Origin of the sequence: Micromonospora sp. NPDC023644 (assembly GCF_040640115.1) — a bacterium.
In the GTDB taxonomy this organism is placed as follows: domain Bacteria; phylum Actinomycetota; class Actinomycetes; order Mycobacteriales; family Micromonosporaceae; genus Micromonospora.
The window spans coordinates 9,671-26,707 of sequence record NZ_JBFABA010000066.1; the positions used below are offsets into that span (position 1 = coordinate 9,671).

Here is a 17,037-nt window from a genome sequence, read left to right on the forward strand (position 1 = left end):
GGGGCGACCCCCTCGATGTTTATCGCCTCTTGCGTGGTGCGGGCGGCGCGCTGGTCGTGGGTGCCCTCTCCTTTCCCCTCGTCGGCGCGGACGCACCCCGGCCGCCCGGGCGGCCGAGGAGCGTCGGCGGTGGAAGTCATGTCGGACATTGTTCCCGAAGCTAGGCGGTCCCGGCCAACTCGGGTTCCCCCGCCGGCGCCGGCTCCCGCGCCGGGGCGGCGGGGCGGCCGGGCATCCAGCGCAGCACCACGAGGACGCCGAGCGCGGCGATCGCGGCGGCGAGGCCCGCCGCCCAGTGCATCGCCGCCAGGAAGGCGTCGTCGGCGACCGCGATCAGCCGCGGCGCCGCCGGCCCGAGCTGACCCGCCGCGGCGTACGCGCCGGAGATGGACTCGCCGGCCACCTCGCGCGCCCCGGCGGGCAGGTCCCGCAGGGCGGCGTCGACGTCGGCGCGGTAGACGGCGGAGAGCACCGACCCGAGCACCGCCACCCCGAGCGCGCCGGCCACCTGCCGGACCGTGTTGCTGACCGCCGAGCCGACGCCGGCCTTCTCCCGGGGCAGCGCCGACATGATGGACTCCGTGGCCGGGGGCATGATGTTGGCCATCCCGGTGCCCTGGAGGAAGAAGACGACCAGCACCACCCAGATCGGGGTGGTCGCGTCGACGAAGGCGAACGCGCCGAGCGCGACCACGGTCAGCGCCAGCCCGACCGTCGCGACCGCCCTGCCGCCGTACCGGCGGACCATCGATGCGCTGCTCGGGGCGAAGACGAGCTGGGCCGCGGCGAAGGGCAGGTAGAGCAGGCCGGTCTCCAGGGGGCTGAAGCCGCGCACCAGTTGCAGGTAGAACGAGCTGAAGAACATCACGCCCATCGCGGCGAAGAAGACCAGCCCGACGATGGCCACCGGGGCGGCGAAGCGGGGCACCCGGAACAGCCGCACGTCCAGCGACGGGTGGTCGCTGCGCCGCTCGTACGCGACGAACCAGGCCAGCACCGCCAGGCCGCCGAGGATCGCGGCCCAGACCAGCGGACGGCCGAAGCCGTGCTCGCCGCCGTCGATGATGCCGTACGTCAACGCGACGAGCCCGACCACCGACAGCAGCACGCCGACGACGTCGACGCGACCCGGCTCCGGGTCCCGCGACTCCGGCACGAGTACCGCCACCAGCACCACGCCCAGCGCCACCACCGGCACGTTGATCAGGAAGACCGAGCCCCACCAGTAGTGCTCCAGCAGCGCGCCGCCGAGGATCGGGCCGATGGCCACGGCCAGGCCGACCGCGCTGGCCCAGACGCCGATCGCCCGGCCCCGCTCGCGGGGGTCGAAGACGTTGGAGATGATCGAGAGCGTCACCGGCATGATGGCCGCGCCGCCGACGCCCATCAGCGCGCGGGCCGCGACGAGCTGCGCGGGGCTCTGCGCGTACGCCGACAGCAGCGACGCCAGCCCGAAGAGCACCAGGCCGATCAGCAGGAAACGCTTGCGCCCGGCCCGGTCGCCGAGGACGCCGAAGGTGAACAGCAGGCCGGCGAAGACCAGCGTGTAGGAGTTGATCGACCACTCCAGCTCACCCTGGCTGGCCCCGAGGCCCTGCACCGGGTCGGCGAGCGTGCGCAGCGCGACGTTGAGGATCGTGTTGTCCAGGACGACCACGAGGAGGCTGATCACCAGCACCCCGAGGATCGCCCACCTCCTCGGGTGTCCCGTGTTCTCGTGCGATGGCATCGTCGTGTTCTCCCCCGGCCCCGTTCCGATACGGGTCAGACTCGTAATTCAGGGTGTCAGCGTAGGCGGTCGATTATCGATACGGAACCGGTTCGTATCTTATGTGTCGGCGGTCACTCGGACGCGCCCGCTCGCCGTCTCGGGGGTTGGGCGGTGCGGGGTGTCGGGCGGCTGCGGGGTGTCGGGCGGCTGCGGGCGTTGGGCGGCTTCGTGGCGTTGAGTGGTTTCGGGGTGTCGGGGCGGTTTCGGGGTGTCGGGCGGTTCCGGACGTCGTGTCGGTTGCGGGTCCGTCGTGGTGGGGGTGCGGCCCGCCGTACCCGGCTCCGGGCGGTCAGGCTTGATCCCTGCCCGGGCACGGCGGGCCACACCCCGTCGGTGCCCGCTCACCGTCCTCGGCTCACTCTCCATCCCAGGCCGTGCCTGCCATGCACCCCTAGCCCTGCCTGCCTGCACTCGTAGCGCCGCCGCTTGCCCCGCCTGCACTCGTAGCGCCGCCACCCTGCCCGCGTAGCGTCCGGTGATCAGGGCGGCGTGGACGTTTCCCGGCCGTTGTGGGGTACATGGCGCCCTGATCACAGTCGGTTGATTCACGGTCGGTGTCCCATGATCCGTTGATGTCGGCCCGGGCTGAGGGCAGCGCGGAGCCCGGCGGAGCGTCAACCGATCATGAATGCCGCCCGGCGGCACCGGTGGCTCCCGCTACGAAACCGCCCCGCCACGGGCCGTCCCGCACCGAGATCCCGACCGGTCGCGCCACGGGCCGGATGCGAACGATGTCCGGTTGCGTTATGGGTGTCGGGTGCCGCGTCGGCGGGCGGGCGCCATCGGGTCCCAGATCGGGGCCGGTGTCCGGTTTCGGGGTGTGACCGGGGGCATCGTGGGGGCGGAATCGTGGCCGGGGCGGGGTCGTTACACCCTGCGTACGACCGAGCAAGACACGCCGCCCCACGGATGGTGGGGCCCCGGAATGATGGCGGGCCGCCGGTCGTTACACATGGTCCGGCCGACGTGAGGGCACCCCCCGCCCCGCGAACAGCCCGGATCCCCCCGGCCGACACGGCCGATCTGATCCCCCGGCCGACACGGCCGACCTGATCTTTCCTTCGGCGAGACGCCGGAGAACTCCCCTTGAGTTCATAGCGCCAGACGGTGCTTGCGCCCACACAGCCGGATTCCCCCTTCGGTGTGGGTGCCGACCCCCGAATGGAGCATCTGTGATGAACACGTTCATTCGTAACAGCGTTCTTGGTATCGCCGGTCTGGCGTTTGCCGGTGGTGTGTTCGCCGGTCCCGCGACCGCCCACGCAACCCCGTCGGTGGAGTCGATGCCGGTGGCCGTGGCGGTGCAGGCCGACAAGCCGGACATGGGCAAGCTCGTGCCGCATGGTGTGCAGGGTGCGCAGTCGCGTATCGAGCTCTCCGACGAGCAGGTCGGCAACGTCAAGGCGATCATCGCCGCGACGAAGAAGGCCGGCATGGACGAGCGCGCCGCCGTCGTCTCCATCGCCACCGCGTTGCAGGAGTCGAAGTTGGAGAACCTGGGTCACCTGGGTGAGCGCAACGACCACGACTCGCAGGGCCTGTTCCAGCAGCGCCCGACCTCGGGTTGGGGCACGGTCGAGCAGATCACCGACCCCGAGTACTCCACGACCGCGTTCCTCAAGGCGCTGAAGCAGGTCGACGGGTGGCAGGACATGCCGCTGACCGAGGCCGCCCAGACCGTGCAGGTCTCGGCGTACCCCGACCACTACGCCCAGTGGGAGCAGCAGGCCGCCGACCTCGTCGCCGAGCACTGGAACAACTGACACACCCCGACACGACTCCCACAGACTTTCCACCACAAGGGGGATCGCTGGCCGGCACCCGAACCCGGGGTGCCGGCCAGCGGCACATCCACCGATCACCATTCCGCGAAAGGGCTTGACTTCAAGTTCGGATGAGGTTCGAGGATCTCAGTCGGGATCCACGGCCGCTGACACGTCCGACACGGGAGCACAACGCATGAGCGCTGACACCAGCTTCTACTCGATCATCGACTACACGGTCGACGGGCCCGACACACAGCGGGAACTGGTGGCGGCCTTCGCGGATATCCAGGAGCGATGGGTCCGCTTCTATCCCGGCTACCGGTCGGCCCGGTTCCACGTCAGCACCGACGGAACCCGCGTCTACAACATCGTGCGCTGGGCGAGCAGGGCGGACTACGACAACTTCGTGGCGACCTCCGACGCCGAGGGCCGGGCGGCAGCCATCGCCGAGGCGCTGGACGGCCTGTCCGGCAGGGCCGAACCCCGGATGAGCGGCATCCCCACCTACACGGTCGTCCGCGAGATCGGGCCCGGCCCGCGGAAGACCGACGCCTGACCACCCGGCCGCCGACGGCCCACCCGATCGGTCCCGGCGCGCAGGAACCGGATCCGACTCGCCCGAACCGGCAGCGACCGCAGGTCGCGCCGCACGCGGAGGAACTCATGCAAATCGAGATGTACGCGGACGTGCTGTGCCCCTGGTGCTACATCGGCAAGAGGCGTCTCGCCGCCGCGCTGGGCCAGGTCCCCGATCGTCACCGGATCCGGGTCGTCTGGCGCAGCTACGAGCTCGCCCCGCAGGAGAGCAGGACCCCCGGCCAGACAGCCGCCGAGGCCATGGTGGGCTGGTGGGCGGACGCGGCTCCCGCCCGGATCGCCCGCATCCGCACCCTCGGCGCGGCCGAGGGCCTGGACCTCAACCTGGACCTCGCGCGACCGGTGAACACGTTCGACGCCCACCGGCTGTGTCACCTGGCCGCCGATCGCGGCGTCGCCGACGACATGATGGAACGCCTGCTGCGCGCCTACCACACCGACGGGCTCAACATCGCCGCCCCGGACACCCTGGAGCGGTTGGGCGTCGAGACCGGGCTGGCCGCCACCGACGTACGCGCCCTGCTGGCCGGTGACGCCTACGCGGACCGTGTCCGCGCCGACGAGCGCCGCGCCGTGGAGTGCGGCGTCACCGGCGTACCCTCGCTGGTGATCGACGGTCGGCCCCCGATCTCCGCGGTCCAGGCCCCCGACCGACTCGGCCGCCTGATCAGCGACCGGCTGGCCGTCCACGCGGCATAGGCCGGGGCTGGGCCGGCGCGGCGGCGGGCGGGCCGGCGTGGCGGCGGTCAGGACGACAGCGGCGCGGCGCAGGCGGCGACGGCGGCGGGCAGCGTGGACAGCCGGGTCGCCGGTGCACCGAGCGGCTCGATCCAGCCCGGGCCGGCCCCGTACACCCGGATCGCCGGGAAGTCACGGGCGAAGCGCACCAGGCGGTACGCGCGCCCGGTGACCGGCGTCTGGGCCCAGAGCACGACGATGCGCGGGCGCACCCGACGGGCGGCGCTGGCGAGCGCCGTCCACGGCAGCGCCGGCCCGAGCAGCAGGCTGCCCCGGGACCGCTCACGCAGCGCGGCGGCCAGCGCGTGCAGGCCGAGACAGTGCGTCTCCTGCTCGGCCCCGGCCAGCAGCACGCCGCCGGTGGGCAGCGGACGGCCCGGTACGCGCCGGAACACGTCCAGGCCGACGCGGAGGCCCTCGGCGAGGGCGTGCTCGACGGCGACCTCGATGGCGGTGTGCCCGGGCAGCGCGGCCAGCATCGGCACGCAGACCTGCTCCCACAGCGCCGCCGCGCCCCACTCGTCGGCCACCTCGACGACGAGCGCGGCGACCCGGTTGGCGTCGAGGTCCTCGGCGGCCAGCGAGAGCTGCTTGCGCGCGGTCTCGACGGCCTCGACCGGCATGGGATCTGTCAGCACCAGACGTACCCCCGGGTAGACGTTCACTACCCGGGGTACGTCGGGAGGGCCGCGGCTGGATGCGCCCGGGCGCGACTACCGGCGGCGGGCCGCCGCCCAGCGCGTCGCCAGGGCCGCGGCGCTGCCCCAGATGCCACGCCGGAACACGAGCACGACGAGGACGAAGATGCCGCCGGTGACCAGGCCGATCGCCTCGAACCCGGAGAACGACAGCCAGTCCTCCAGGCGGACCAGGATGCCCGCGCCGAGCACCCCGCCCCAGAGCGTGCCGATGCCGCCGAGCACCACCACGATGACCGCCTTGCCGGAGGTGGTCCAGTGCAGCACGTCGAGGGAGACGAAGCGGTGGCCGACGGCGAACAGCCCGCCGCCGAGCCCGGCGATGAAGCCCGACAGCACGAACGCGGTCAGCTTGTAACGGTGCACCGGGTAGCCGAGCGCGCGGGCGCGGGCCGGGTTGTCGCGGATGCCGACCAGCACCCGCCCGAAGGGCGAGTGCACGATCCGCCAGGCGGCGGCCAGCCCGAGCAGCACGATCGGCAGGATCGCGTAGTAGAAGTAGTAGTCGTCGGTCAGGTCCAGCCCGAACAGCTCGCGGGGCACGCCCTGCAGGCCGTTCTCGCCTCGGGTGACCGAGCGCCACTCGTTGGCCACGTAGTAGACCATCTGCGCGAACGCCAGGGTGACCATGGCGAAGTAGATGCCCGTCCGCTTCACCGCCAGGTAGCCGATCGGCACCGCGAGCGCGGCCGCCGCGAGCGCCCCGGCCAGCACGGCCGCCGGGAACGGCAGGCCGAGGTGGATGGCCGTCAACCCGGTGACGTACGCGGAGGCGCCCCAGAACGCGGCGTGCCCGAAGGACATCAGCCCGGTGAAGCCGAGCAGCAGGTCCACGGCGACGGCGAAGAGCGCCCAGCAGAGGATGTCCACCGCCACCGCCGGGTAGAGCCCGTTGGGCAGCCAGAACGCCACCAGCAGCCCGACGGCGAGCAGCGCGTACCGGACCCAGGCGGGGGCCCGGGTCACGGCGACCAGCCCGGATCTCGGCGCCGGGCGACCGGCGTCGGTCGCGGTGTCGACGGTGCTCGTCATGCCGGTGCCTCCTCACGGCCGAACAGCCCGGCCGGGCGCCAGAGCAGCACGACGGCCATCACGATGAAGACGATCGTCTGCGACACGATCGGGAAGTCGGACAGGTACGCCTCGCCCCACGCCTGCACGAGGCCGATGCCGAAGCCGGCGGCGACGGAACCGAAGATCGAGCCCAGCCCGCCGATCACCACCACCGCGAAGACCACGATGATCAGGTCGGCGCCCATCAGCGGGTTCACGGCCCGCATCGGCGCGGCCAGCACCCCGGCGAGCCCGGCGAGGCCGATGCCGAAGCCGAAGACCGGGGTGACCCAGCGTCCGACGTCGATGCCGAACGCCCGGGTCAGCTCGGGGCGCTCGGTCGACGCCCGGACCACCATGCCGATCCGGGTGCGGGTGAGCACCCACCAGACGCCGACGCAGACGGCGACCGCGAAGCCGAGGATGAAGACCCGGTAGGTGGGGAAGTCGAAGAGCCCGAAGTCGACCGACCCGCTCAGCGCGGACGGGGTCTCGTAGGGGCTGGACTGCACGCCGTAGCGGAGCTTCACCAGGTCCTGGAGGATGAGCGTCAGGCCGAAGGTGAGCAGGAAGTTGTAGAGCGGGTCGAGCCGGGTGAGCCGGTGGATGAAGGCCCGCTCCAGTGCCATGCCGACCAGGGCCAGCCCCACCGGCATGATCACCAACGCCGCCCAGAACGGCACGCCGGCCTCGGTGAGCAGCACGTACGCGCCGAAGGCGCCCAGCATGTAGAACGCCCCGTGGGCGAAGTTGACCACCCGCAGCATGCCGAAGATGACCGCGAGCCCGAGGGCGAGCAGGGCGTAGAACGCCCCGCTCACCAGCCCGTTGAACGTGTTCTGCAAGAAGCCGGTCATGCCCTGGTCACATCTTGCAGTCCGCCGACGGGGCGCGGAACGCCTCGGCGGCGGGGATCGTCTTGAGGACCTTGACGTAGTCCCACGGCTCGGAGACCTCGGACTGGGGCTTCACCTGGGCCAGGTACACGTCGTGGATCACCCGGTGGTCCTCGGCGCGGATCTTGCCGTTGCGCAGGAAGACGTCGTTGACCTCCTTGCCCTCCAGTTCCTTGACCACCGTGTCGGCGTCGTCAGTGCCAGCGGCCTGCGCGGCCTCCAGGTACTGGATGGCGGCGGAGTAGTTGGCCGCGTGGGCGAAGGACGGCCGGGTGCCGGTCTCGGACTGGAACCGGTCGGCGAACTCGCGGTTCTGCTGGTCGAAGTTCCAGTACCAGGCGTCGGTGTACGTGGTGCCGGCGAGCGCGGCCGGGGTCAGCGAGTGGATGTCGGTGATGAACATCAGGCCCACGGCGAGCCCGACGCCCTTCTCCCGGAGCTTGAACTCGTTGTACTGCTTGACCACGTTGACCAGTTCCGCGCCGGCCTGCATGGTGCCGAGCACCTGCGGCTTCGGGTTGAGCGTCGGCGCCTTGAGCAGGAAGGTGGAGAAGTCGCCGCTGGTGTTCGGGAAGGGCGCCCCGTCCTTGCCGACGACCTGTCCGCCGGCGGCGGTGATGGCGGTGGAGAAGCTCTTCTCCATGTCCTGGCCGAAGGCGTAGTTCGGGTAGAGGATGTACCAGTTCTTCCCGACCTGCTCCGTGGTGGTCTTCCCGGTGCCGTTGGCCAGCATGTAGGTGTCGTACGCGTAGTGGAACGTGTACTTGTTGCAGCTCTTGCCGGTCAGGTCGGTGGTCGCGGCGCCGATGTTGAAGTAGAGCTTCTTTTTCTCCTTCGCCACGTCGGCCACCCGCAGCGCCGCCGACGAGGTGGGCACGTCGAGGATGAGGTCGACGCCCTGGCGGTCGTACATCTCCTGGGCCTTGGTGTTGGCGATGTCGGGCTTGTTCTGGTGGTCGGCGGTCTCCACGGTGATGTCCTTCGTCACCGCCTTGTCGCCGTGCTTGGCCTTGAAGTCGGCGATGGCCATCTCCACGGCCTTGACCGAGTTCTTGCCCGAGAGTTCGGAGTACGCGCCGGACTGGTCGTTCAGCACGCCCAGCACGATCTTGTCGCCGGTCAGCTTCTGGTCCCCGCCCGCCTGGGGACCACCCCCGCCGCAGCCCGCGACCAGCACCATCGCCGCCGCCGAAGCGGCGGCCACACCCACCGTCCTACGCATGCCCATCCCTCCACCCCGCGCGCCGCGCGGGTCGTCGAATCGGAATTCAGATGCCGAGGTACGACAGCAGCTCCCGCTCCCGGGAGCGCACCTCGGAGTTGTCCATCGCCTCCACGACGCGTCCCTCGGCCAGCAGGTAGTGCCGGTCGGCGACGCCGGTGGCGAAGTGCAGGTTCTGTTCGACCAGCAGCACGGTCACCCCGTGCCGCTTGGCCTCGCGCAGGAGGTCGCCGACCTGCTGCACGAGCAGCGGCGAGAGCCCTTCGGTCGGTTCGTCGCAGAGCAGCAGCCGGGCGCCCATCCGCAGCACCCGGGCCAGCGCGAGCATCTGCTGCTCGCCGCCGGAGAGCATGGTGGCCGCCGAGTCGCGCCGCTGGTACAGGGCGGGGAACGCCTCATACACGCGCTCCAGCGACCACGGGTCGGGGCCGACGGTCGGCGGCAGGGTGAGGTTCTCCGTCACGCTCAGCGTGGCGTAGCTGCCCCGGTCGTCGGGGACCCAGCCGAGCCCCAGCCGCGCCCGCCGGTACGCGGGCAGCCTCCCGACGTCCCGCCCGGCCAGCTCCACCGTGCCGCGCTGGCCGGCGTGCAGGCCCATCACGCAGCGCAGCAGGGTGGACTTGCCGGCGCCGTTGCGCCCGACGAGGGTGACCACCTCGCCCGCGGAGACGTCCAGGCTGACCTCCCGCAGCACCTGCGCCTCGCCGTACCAGGCGGAGAGGTTCTCAATGCGCAGCATCAGCGGCTCCCAGGTAGGCGGTGATCACGCGCTCGTCGGCGCGCACCTGCTCGTACGGGCCCTCGACGAGGACCTTGCCGGCCTGTAGGACGGTGACGGTGTCGGCGAGCCGCCCGACGACGCTCATGTTGTGCTCGACCATCACCACGGTCCGGCCCTGCCGCACGCGCGAGACCAGCTCGACGGTGCGGTCGACGTCCTCCAGGCCCATCCCGGCGGTCGGCTCGTCGAGCAGCAGCACCTTCGGGTCCAGGGCGAGGGCGATGGCCAGCTCCAGCGCCCGCTTGCGCCCGTACGCCAGCGCCTCGGCGGGGGCCTCGGCGAGTTCGGCCAGCCCGACCATGTCGAGCAGTTCGCCGGCCCGGTCGGTGTAGCGGCGCATCAGCTTCGCCGAGCGCCAGAACCGCCAGCCCAGCCCGCTCGGGCTCTGCAACGCCAGCTCGACGTGCTCCCGCGCGCAGAGCTGCGGGAAGAGGCTGGTGATCTGGAACGACCGGGCCACGCCGAGCCGGGCCACCCGCTCCGGGGGCAGCCCGGTGACGTCGCGGCCGGCCAGCTCGATCCGCCCGCCGCTGGGCCGCAGGAACCCGGTGAGCAGGTTGAACAGGGTGGTCTTCCCCGCGCCGTTCGGGCCGACCAACGCGTGGACGGTGTCCGGCGCGATGTCGAGGTCGACCCCGTCGACCGCCCGGAAACCCCGGAAGTCACGGGTCAGCCCACGAGCCGACAGGAGCGCTTGCCCGGCCATCGCCTACTCCTTCGTAGGTCCGGCGACGGCCGGATCGGTGACCGCGGTCACATGGCCGTCGCGTGCTGGAAACCTACGGCCGCGCCGAATGTCGAACTATGTCGATGGCCACCACATTCCGGGGCGCCCGAGGGTGCAGGAACTCCACTCGCCGCCCGACCACCCCGCCCTTTGCCATCGACAACGATGACTGGTGGATCGCCCCGTACCACGGCCATGTGGGCGCCCCACGGGCGCGCCCCACCTGCGCTCCGCCTTGACCGGTGCCCCTAGGGTGATGGCCCCCTCCCGCGAAAGGTGCCGAGCGAAATGCCCTTCGGCTTCACTGTTGCGATCATCTTCGCCGTCGGCCTGGCGATCTCCGGCCTGCTCGTGCTCGCCGCCTCGACCACGTCGACGAAGCGGACCGCCACCCTGGCGGCGCTCGCCTGCCTCGTCGGCGCGGTCGTGTTCACCGTCGGCTCCAGCGCCCACTCCGTGCCGATCCGCTCGGTCGGCATCGTCACCAGCTTCGGCAAGCCGACGGGCAAGGTCACCGGCTCCGGCCTGAAGTGGGTCGCCCCGTGGCAGAAGGTCGGCGAGTGGGACGCCGGCCGGCAGAAGTACGACCACATCGGCGGCGAGCACTGCGTGCGGGTCCGCACCGGCACGCTCGCCGACGCCTGCGTCGAGGTGCTCGTCGAGTGGCAGGTCAAGCCCGAGAACGCGCCGAAGCAGTTCATGGACTACAAGGGCGACTTCGACAGCTTCCGGGGCCAGCGGGTGGGCGTCCAGCTCGACAGCGCCGTCAACGACGCCTTCGCCACGTACAACCCGCTGGAGAAGATCGACTCGAACACCGGCAGCCTGAACGTGGACCTGAAGCCCTTCGCCGAGAGCATCAAGACCAGCGCGGAGACGCGGCTCTCCAGCGACGTCGACATCCTGTCGGTGACGATCACCCGGGTCAACCACGACGACAAGACCGAGGGCAACATCAAGGCGTTCCAGGACAAGCTCGCCCAGACCCGCAACCTGGAGCAGGACCGGAAGAACGCCGCCATCCAGAAGCAGATCACCGAGACGAACGCGAAGGTCGACAAGGTGTCGCGGTGCCTGGAGATCGCCGAGCGCAACGGCAGCAACCCCGGGCTCTGCATCAACCCCGGGATCATCACCGGCACCAAGTGACGGCCGACCGGCGCTGACCCCGCCCCGGACGCGCCCCGGTTCAGCCGGTGAGCGCGTCCAGGGCGAGGTCGACGTCGTCCTCCGTGGAGTAGACGTGGAAGGACGCCCGCACCCGGCCGGCGCGCACCGCCGCCCGGACCCCGGCGCGCTCCAGCCGCTCCGCCGCGCCGGGCACCTCCACCGTGACGATCGCGCTCTCCCCCGCCGGTTGGCCCAGCCCGGCGAGGAACCGGTTGGCCAGGGCGACGTCGTGCGCGTACACGGCCGGCACGCCGATCTCGGCGACCAGTTCCAGGGCGGGGGCCGTGCCGACCCAGCTGAACCAGGCCGGCGAGATGTCGAACCGGCGGGCGTCGGCGGCCAGGCGCAGCGGCGGGCCGTAGTAGGAGGCGTGCGGGTCGTCCCCCGCGTACCAGCCGGCGGCGTCGGGGCGCAGCCGCTCGCGCAGCGCGGGCGCGAGGTAGGCGAACGCGGAGCCACGGGGCGCCATCAGCCACTTGTACGCCCCGACCGCGACCACGTCGGCGAGGCTCCCGTCGAACGGCAGCCAGCCGCACGCCTGGGTGGCGTCGACCGCGACCAGCGCGCCGTGCGCCCGGGCCGCCGCGACCACGTCGGCGTACGCGGCGACCGCGCCGTCGGCCGACTGCACCAGGCTGAACGCGACCAGGTCGGTGTCGGCGTCGATCGCGTCGACGAGCCCGGCCAGCGGCACGGTGCGCACCCGGACGCCCCGCTCGGCCTGCACCAGCCACGGGAAGAGGTTGGAGGTGAACTCGACCTCCGGCACCACGACCGTCGCGCCGGCGGGCAGGGCGGCGGCGACCGGGGCCAGCAACTGGGAGACCGTGCTGCCGACCGCGACGTCGGCGGCCGGCACCCCCACCAGACCGGCGAAGGCCACCCGCGACCGCTCGGTGGCTCGGCCCCAGCCCTCCCACGAGGTGCGCCCGGCCCGCCAGTCGGCCAGCGCCTCCTGCACCGCGTCCCACGCCGGATCGGGCGGGAGCCCGTAGCTGGCGGTGTTCAGCCAACCCGGCTGCGGCTGCCACAACTTCTGCGCCTGTGCGATCTCCACGCCCCGACGCTAGCCACCCGCGCCGCGAACCGGGACGGCCAATCCCGCGCTCGCGGCCTCGGCGGTGGTCCAGCCCGCCGCCCGACCGTCCGGCTGGCGGGTCCGCGGATCGGCAGCGTCCGCAGGCGCGGCACCGCAGCGTGAGCTGACGCCGCGGGGCCGCGGCGTCAGCTGACGTTGGCGGGGCCGAGGACGCTCTTCAGGTCGCCCATCAGCGCGGTGGTGGCCGCCACCCGGAACGGGCCCAGCCGCAGGGTGGTGGTCCGGCCGCCGTTGAGCAGCTTGACGTGCACCTCGGTGTCGCCCGGGTGCAGCACCAGGGTCTCCTTGAGCCGCTCCACCAGCGGTGGGGTGCACCGGTGCACCGGGATGGTCAGGGTGATCGGCTTGCTCCCGGGGGTGCTGCTGACGTCCGGCATGGACATGTCCATCGCCATGATCCGGGGGGTGTCGTCGCGTCGGTCCACCCGCCCCTTGACCACCACGATGGCGTCCTCGGCGATGTACTGCCCGATCACCTCGTAGGTGTTGGGGAAGAAGAGGGTCTCCACCCCGCCGGCGAGGTCCTCCAGGGTGGCCGACGCCCAGGCGCGGCCCTGCTTGGTGACCCGCCGCTGCACCCCGGAGAGGATGCCGGCGAGGGTGACCACGGCCCCGTCCGGGACGGTGCCCTCCTCCGACAGCGCGGCGATGGTGCAGTCCGCCGCCGCGCCGAGGACGTGCTCCAGGCCGAAGAGCGGGTGGTCGGAGACGTAGAGGCCGAGCATCTCGCGTTCGAAGGCAAGCTTGTCGCGCTTGTCCCACTCCCCGTCGCCGATCACCGGCATCACGGTGGTGCTGTTGGTGTCCGCGTCGCCGAAGCCGGCACCGAAGAGGTCGTACTGGCCGACGGCCTCCTTGCGCTTGACGTCCGCGTACGCGTCGATCGCCTCCGCGTGCACCGTGAGCAGCGCCTTGCGGGAGTGCTTGAGCGAGTCGAACGCCCCGGCCTTGATCAGCGATTCGATGGTCTTCTTGTTGCAGACCACCGCGTCGACCTTGGACAGGAAGTCGTAGAAGTCGGCGTACTCGCCCTTCTCCTCCCGGCAGCGCATGATCGCGGCGACGACGTTGGCGCCGACGTTGCGCACCGCGCCGAGGCCGAACCGGATCTCCTTGCCGACCGGGGTGAACGGCCCGGCGGAGGTGTTCACGTCCGGGGGCAGCACCTGGATGCGCATCCGGCGGCACTCCGACAGGTAGAGCGCCATCTTGTCCTTGTCGTCGCCGACGGAGGTGAGCAGCGCCGCCATGTACTCGGCCGGGTAGTGCGCCTTCAGGTACGCGGTCCAGTACGACACCAGGCCGTACGCCGCCGAGTGCGCCTTGTTGAAGGCGTACCCGGCGAACGGGACCAGCACGTCCCAGACCTTCTGGATCGCCTCGTCCGAGTAGCCCCGCTCCCGGCAACCGTCCCGGAACGGGATGAACTCCTTGTCGAGGATCTCCTTCTTCTTCTTGCCCATCGCCCGGCGCAGCAGGTCGGCCTGGCCGAGGGTGTAGCCGGCGAGGATCTGCGCGGCGCGCTGCACCTGCTCCTGGTAGACGATCAGGCCGTAGGTGGGCGCGAGGATCTCCCGCAGCGGCTCCTCCAGCTCCGGGTGGATCGGGGTGATCTCCTGGAGGCCGTTCTTGCGCAGCGCGTAGTTGGTGTGCGAGTCCACGCCCATCGGGCCGGGGCGGTACAGGGCGAGGACGGCGGAGATGTCCTCGAAGTTGTCCGGCTTCATCATCCGCAGCAGCGAGCGCATCGGCCCGCCGTCGAGCTGGAACACGCCCAGGGTGTCGCCCCGGGCCAGCAGCTCGTACGCGGGCCTGTCGTCCAGCGGCAACGCCAGCAGGTCCAGCTCCTTGCCGTGGTTGAGCTGGATGTTCTTCACCGCGTCGTCGATGATGGTCAGGTTGCGCAGGCCGAGGAAGTCCATCTTCAACAGCCCGAGCGACTCGCACGTCGGGTAGTCGAACTGGGTGATGATGACCCCGTCGGAGTCCCGGCGCATCAGCGGGATGTGGTCGATGATCGGCTCGGCGGACATGATGACGCCGGCGGCGTGCACGCCGGTCTGCCGGATCAGCCCCTCGATGCCCCGGGCGGTGTCGATGACCTTCTTGACGTCCGACTCGGCCTCGTACATGCCCCGGAGTTCGCCGGCCTCGGCGTAGCGGGGGTGCTTGGGGTCGAAGATGCCCTCCAGGGGGATGTCCTTGCCCATCACGGCCGGGGGCATCGCCTTGGTGATCCGGTCGCCGACCGCGTACGGGTAGCCGAGCACCCGGGCCGAGTCCTTGATCGCGGCCTTCGCCTTGATGGTGCCGAAGGTGGCGATCTGGGCGACCTTGTCCTCGCCCCACTTGTCGGTGACGTACTTGATGACCTCGCCGCGCCGGCGCTCGTCGAAGTCGATGTCGACATCGGGCATCGAGACGCGCTCGGGGTTGAGGAAGCGCTCGAAGATCAGCCCGTGCTGGATGGGGTCGAGGTCGGTGATGCCCAGTGCGTACGCCACGAGCGAGCCGGCGGCCGAGCCACGGCCGGGGCCCACCGCGATGCCCTGGTTCTTGGCCCACTGGATGAAGTCGGCGACCACGAGGAAGTACGACGGGAAGCCCATCTGGGTGATGACGCCCAGCTCGTACTCGGCCTGCGTGACGTGCCCCTCCGGGATGCCGCCGGGGTAGCGGCGGGCCAGCCCGGCGAAGGTCTCCTTGCGGAACCAGGACTCCTCGGTCTCCCCCTCCGGCACGGGGAAGCGCGGCATCAGGTTGTGGAACTCGAACATCCCGGCGGGGTCGACCTTCTCGGCCACCAGCAGGGTGTTGCGGCAGCCCTCCAGCCAGAGGTCGGAGTTGTCGACGGCGCGCATCTCGTCGGCGGACTTGATGTAGTAGCCGCTGCCGTCGAACCGGAAGCGGTTCGGGTCGGCGACGTTCGCCGCCGTCTGCACGCAGAGCAGCACGTCGTGCGCCTCGGCCTGGGACTCGTGCGTGTAGTGCGAGTCGTTGGTGACCACCGGCGGGATGTCCAGCTTGCGGGAGATGTCGTGCAGCTCCTGGCGGACCCGGCGCTCGATGCTGATGCCGTGGTCCATGATCTCCAGGAAGTAGTTCTCCTTGCCGAAGATCTCCTGGTACCGCGCCGCGGCCTTGAGCGCCTCGTCGTACTGGCCCAGGCGCAGCCGGGTCTGCACCTCACCGGAGGGACAGCCGGTGGTGGCCATCAACCCCGCGGAGTTCTCGGCGAGCAGCTCCGCGTCCATCCGCGGCCACTTGACGAAGAACCCCTCGGTGAACGACCGGCTGGTGAGCTTGAAGAGGTTGTGCAGGCCGGTCTTGTTCTTCGCCCAGATGGTCATGTGGGTGTAGCCGCCGCTGCCGGAGACGTCGTCGCTCTTCTGCTCCGGCCGGCCCCACTTGACCCGCTGCTTGTGGAACCGCGACTCGGGCGCCACGTAAGCCTCGATGCCGAGGATCGGGGTGACGCCGGCGGCCATCGCCTGCTTGTAGAAGTCGTTCGCGCCGTGCATGTTGCCGTGGTCGGTCATCGCCACCGCCGGCATGCCCTGCCGTTTGACCTCGGCGAAGAGGTCCTTCAGCCGGGCCGCCCCGTCGAGCATCGAGTACTCCGTGTGCACGTGCAGATGCGCGAACGAATCGCCCATGCGTGGCGCCCCCCGGGTCTGATCATGGGTTGGTCGAAGCTCGGACGGCCTACCCTATCGCCGCCGCCAGAGGCCCCTGAAGATGCCGCGCCCGGCGGAGGGGCCGGAGTGGCCGGGGTCTCCGCGACCGCCCCGGCGACGGCTTCCGACAGTCGGGTCCCGGACTCGTCGCGACCCGTCGGGCGGTGCCGGCCGTAGCCTGGGCGGACGGTATCCGGCGAGCATTGGACGACCTGATGCCCCTCCCGGACGGTGTCGAGGATCTGGCCGGATCGGCGGCGCGCGGCGACCCCGCGGCACTCGACGCGCTGCTGGTCGCGGTCCGCCCGGAGGTGCTGCGCCTCTGCGCCCGCCTGCTGCCCCACCGGGAGGACGCCGAGGAGGCGTGCCAGGACGCGCTGCTCGCGCTGGCCCGGGGCATCGGCCGGTTCGAGGGCCGGTCGTCCTTCCACACCTGGCTGTACCGGCTGACGGCCAACCGGGCCCGCTCGACGTACCGCGTGCTGCGCCGGCGCTGGCGGGTGGAGGCCGACGGCGTGCCGCTGCCGGACCCGGTGGACCCGCGCCGCACGAGCGTGGTCGCCGGCACCCGGCTGGACCTGCTCGACGCGCTCGACGCGCTGCGCCCCGAACTCGCCGAGGCGGTGGCCCTGCGCGACGTCCTCGGGCTGGGCTACCGGGAGATCGCCGGCCTGCTCGGCCTGCCGGAGGGCACCGTCAAGTCGCGGATCCACGAGGCCCGCCGGCAGCTGCGGCACCGGCTGTCCGGGGAACCCGCCGCCGGCGAGGGACGGCGGTGACCGTGGCGGGCCGTGGGCCGGAGCCGGCCGGCGGGCGCGCCACCCACCGGGGCGCGGCCGGCC

General features: G+C 71.5%; 14 protein-coding genes. 5 read left to right on the forward strand and 9 right to left on the reverse strand.

What is annotated here, in order from left to right:
* Window positions 1-160 precede the first annotated feature (160 nt).
* Window positions 161-1,729: an MFS transporter gene (locus tag AB0G08_RS27490; protein ID WP_358093004.1), complete on the reverse strand. Its 1,569-nt coding sequence runs from the start codon at window positions 1,727-1,729 to the stop codon at window positions 161-163.
* Window positions 1,730-2,946: 1,217 nt separating this feature from the next.
* Between AB0G08_RS27490 and AB0G08_RS27495 the strand changes: the two genes are divergently transcribed.
* The 3 genes from AB0G08_RS27495 (at window position 2,947) to AB0G08_RS27505 (ending at window position 4,833) form a co-directional block, all read left to right on the forward strand.
* Window positions 2,947-3,534: a hypothetical protein gene (locus tag AB0G08_RS27495; RefSeq protein ID WP_358093007.1), complete on the forward strand. Its 588-nt coding sequence runs from the start codon at window positions 2,947-2,949 to the stop codon at window positions 3,532-3,534.
* A 196-nt stretch (window positions 3,535-3,730) separates the two neighbouring features.
* Complete coding sequence (locus AB0G08_RS27500; protein ID WP_358093010.1) at window positions 3,731-4,093, forward strand: antibiotic biosynthesis monooxygenase; 363 nt, start codon at window positions 3,731-3,733, stop codon at window positions 4,091-4,093.
* A 107-nt stretch (window positions 4,094-4,200) separates the two neighbouring features.
* On the forward strand, window positions 4,201-4,833 hold the full coding sequence (locus AB0G08_RS27505; RefSeq protein ID WP_358093012.1) for a DsbA family oxidoreductase: 633 nt from the start codon (window positions 4,201-4,203) through the stop codon (window positions 4,831-4,833).
* A 47-nt stretch (window positions 4,834-4,880) separates the two neighbouring features.
* Here AB0G08_RS27505 and AB0G08_RS27510 read toward each other — a convergent pair whose 3' ends face one another.
* From AB0G08_RS27510 to AB0G08_RS27535, 6 genes are all read right to left on the reverse strand, one after another.
* Window positions 4,881-5,510 carry a transcriptional regulator gene (locus tag AB0G08_RS27510; protein ID WP_358093015.1) on the reverse strand — a complete coding sequence of 210 codons (630 nt, stop codon included), beginning with the start codon at window positions 5,508-5,510 and terminating at the stop codon, window positions 4,881-4,883.
* Between the two features lie 75 nt (window positions 5,511-5,585).
* Window positions 5,586-6,602: a branched-chain amino acid ABC transporter permease gene (locus AB0G08_RS27515; protein WP_358093018.1), complete on the reverse strand. Its 1,017-nt coding sequence runs from the start codon at window positions 6,600-6,602 to the stop codon at window positions 5,586-5,588.
* A complete protein-coding gene (locus AB0G08_RS27520) occupies window positions 6,599-7,480 on the reverse strand; it encodes a branched-chain amino acid ABC transporter permease (protein WP_121395354.1) in 882 nt (293 codons plus the stop codon). The genes AB0G08_RS27515 and AB0G08_RS27520 overlap by 4 nt, the downstream gene beginning before the upstream one ends.
* Window positions 7,481-7,487: 7 nt before the next feature.
* Entirely contained in the window at window positions 7,488-8,747 is a 1,260-nt protein-coding gene (locus AB0G08_RS27525; RefSeq protein ID WP_358093021.1) for an ABC transporter substrate-binding protein, read from the reverse strand.
* A 40-nt stretch (window positions 8,748-8,787) separates the two neighbouring features.
* Window positions 8,788-9,480 carry an ABC transporter ATP-binding protein gene (locus tag AB0G08_RS27530; RefSeq protein WP_358093023.1) on the reverse strand — a complete coding sequence of 231 codons (693 nt, stop codon included), beginning with the start codon at window positions 9,478-9,480 and terminating at the stop codon, window positions 8,788-8,790.
* Entirely contained in the window at window positions 9,467-10,228 is a 762-nt protein-coding gene (locus AB0G08_RS27535; RefSeq protein ID WP_358093026.1) for an ABC transporter ATP-binding protein, read from the reverse strand. Before AB0G08_RS27535 ends, AB0G08_RS27530 begins: the two co-directional genes overlap by 14 nt.
* Before the next feature lie 309 nt (window positions 10,229-10,537).
* Here AB0G08_RS27535 and AB0G08_RS27540 point away from each other — a divergent pair, with 309 nt between their 5' ends.
* Complete coding sequence (locus tag AB0G08_RS27540) at window positions 10,538-11,398, forward strand: SPFH domain-containing protein (protein WP_358093029.1); 861 nt, start codon at window positions 10,538-10,540, stop codon at window positions 11,396-11,398.
* A 40-nt stretch (window positions 11,399-11,438) separates the two neighbouring features.
* Here the strand turns inward: AB0G08_RS27540 and AB0G08_RS27545 are convergent, their stop codons facing one another.
* Both AB0G08_RS27545 and dnaE read right to left on the reverse strand, forming a co-directional pair.
* Window positions 11,439-12,476: an aminotransferase class V-fold PLP-dependent enzyme gene (locus AB0G08_RS27545; RefSeq protein WP_358093032.1), complete on the reverse strand. Its 1,038-nt coding sequence runs from the start codon at window positions 12,474-12,476 to the stop codon at window positions 11,439-11,441.
* 167 nt (window positions 12,477-12,643) lie between these two features.
* Window positions 12,644-16,174 (reverse strand): DNA polymerase III subunit alpha, encoded by a 3,531-nt coding sequence (gene dnaE / locus AB0G08_RS27550; protein ID WP_358093035.1) that lies wholly within the window; start codon window positions 16,172-16,174, stop codon window positions 12,644-12,646.
* Window positions 16,175-16,410: 236 nt separating this feature from the next.
* Between dnaE and AB0G08_RS27555 the strand changes: the two genes are divergently transcribed.
* Entirely contained in the window at window positions 16,411-16,974 is a 564-nt protein-coding gene (locus AB0G08_RS27555; protein ID WP_358093039.1) for an RNA polymerase sigma factor, read from the forward strand.
* Window positions 16,975-17,037: the final 63 nt, after the last annotated feature.

Bases quoted from the DNA above. Each gene is read 5' to 3' on its own strand.
- AB0G08_RS27505 (WP_358093012.1), top strand. From the start codon at position 4,201: ATGCAAATCGAGATGTACGCGGACGTGCTGTGCCCCTGGTGCTACATC.
- AB0G08_RS27535 (WP_358093026.1), bottom strand. From the start codon at position 10,228: ATGGCCGGGCAAGCGCTCCTGTCGGCTCGTGGGCTGACCCGTGACTTC.
- AB0G08_RS27540 (WP_358093029.1), top strand. From the start codon at position 10,538: ATGCCCTTCGGCTTCACTGTTGCGATCATCTTCGCCGTCGGCCTGGCG.
- AB0G08_RS27530 (WP_358093023.1), bottom strand. From the start codon at position 9,480: ATGCTGCGCATTGAGAACCTCTCCGCCTGGTACGGCGAGGCGCAGGTG.
- AB0G08_RS27525 (WP_358093021.1), bottom strand. From the start codon at position 8,747: ATGGGCATGCGTAGGACGGTGGGTGTGGCCGCCGCTTCGGCGGCGGCG.
- AB0G08_RS27495 (WP_358093007.1), top strand. From the start codon at position 2,947: ATGAACACGTTCATTCGTAACAGCGTTCTTGGTATCGCCGGTCTGGCG.
- AB0G08_RS27490 (WP_358093004.1), bottom strand. From the start codon at position 1,729: ATGCCATCGCACGAGAACACGGGACACCCGAGGAGGTGGGCGATCCTC.
- AB0G08_RS27515 (WP_358093018.1), bottom strand. From the start codon at position 6,602: ATGACGAGCACCGTCGACACCGCGACCGACGCCGGTCGCCCGGCGCCG.
- AB0G08_RS27520 (WP_121395354.1), bottom strand. From the start codon at position 7,480: ATGACCGGCTTCTTGCAGAACACGTTCAACGGGCTGGTGAGCGGGGCG.
- dnaE (WP_358093035.1), bottom strand. From the start codon at position 16,174: ATGGGCGATTCGTTCGCGCATCTGCACGTGCACACGGAGTACTCGATG.
- AB0G08_RS27555 (WP_358093039.1), top strand. From the start codon at position 16,411: ATGCCCCTCCCGGACGGTGTCGAGGATCTGGCCGGATCGGCGGCGCGC.
- AB0G08_RS27500 (WP_358093010.1), top strand. From the start codon at position 3,731: ATGAGCGCTGACACCAGCTTCTACTCGATCATCGACTACACGGTCGAC.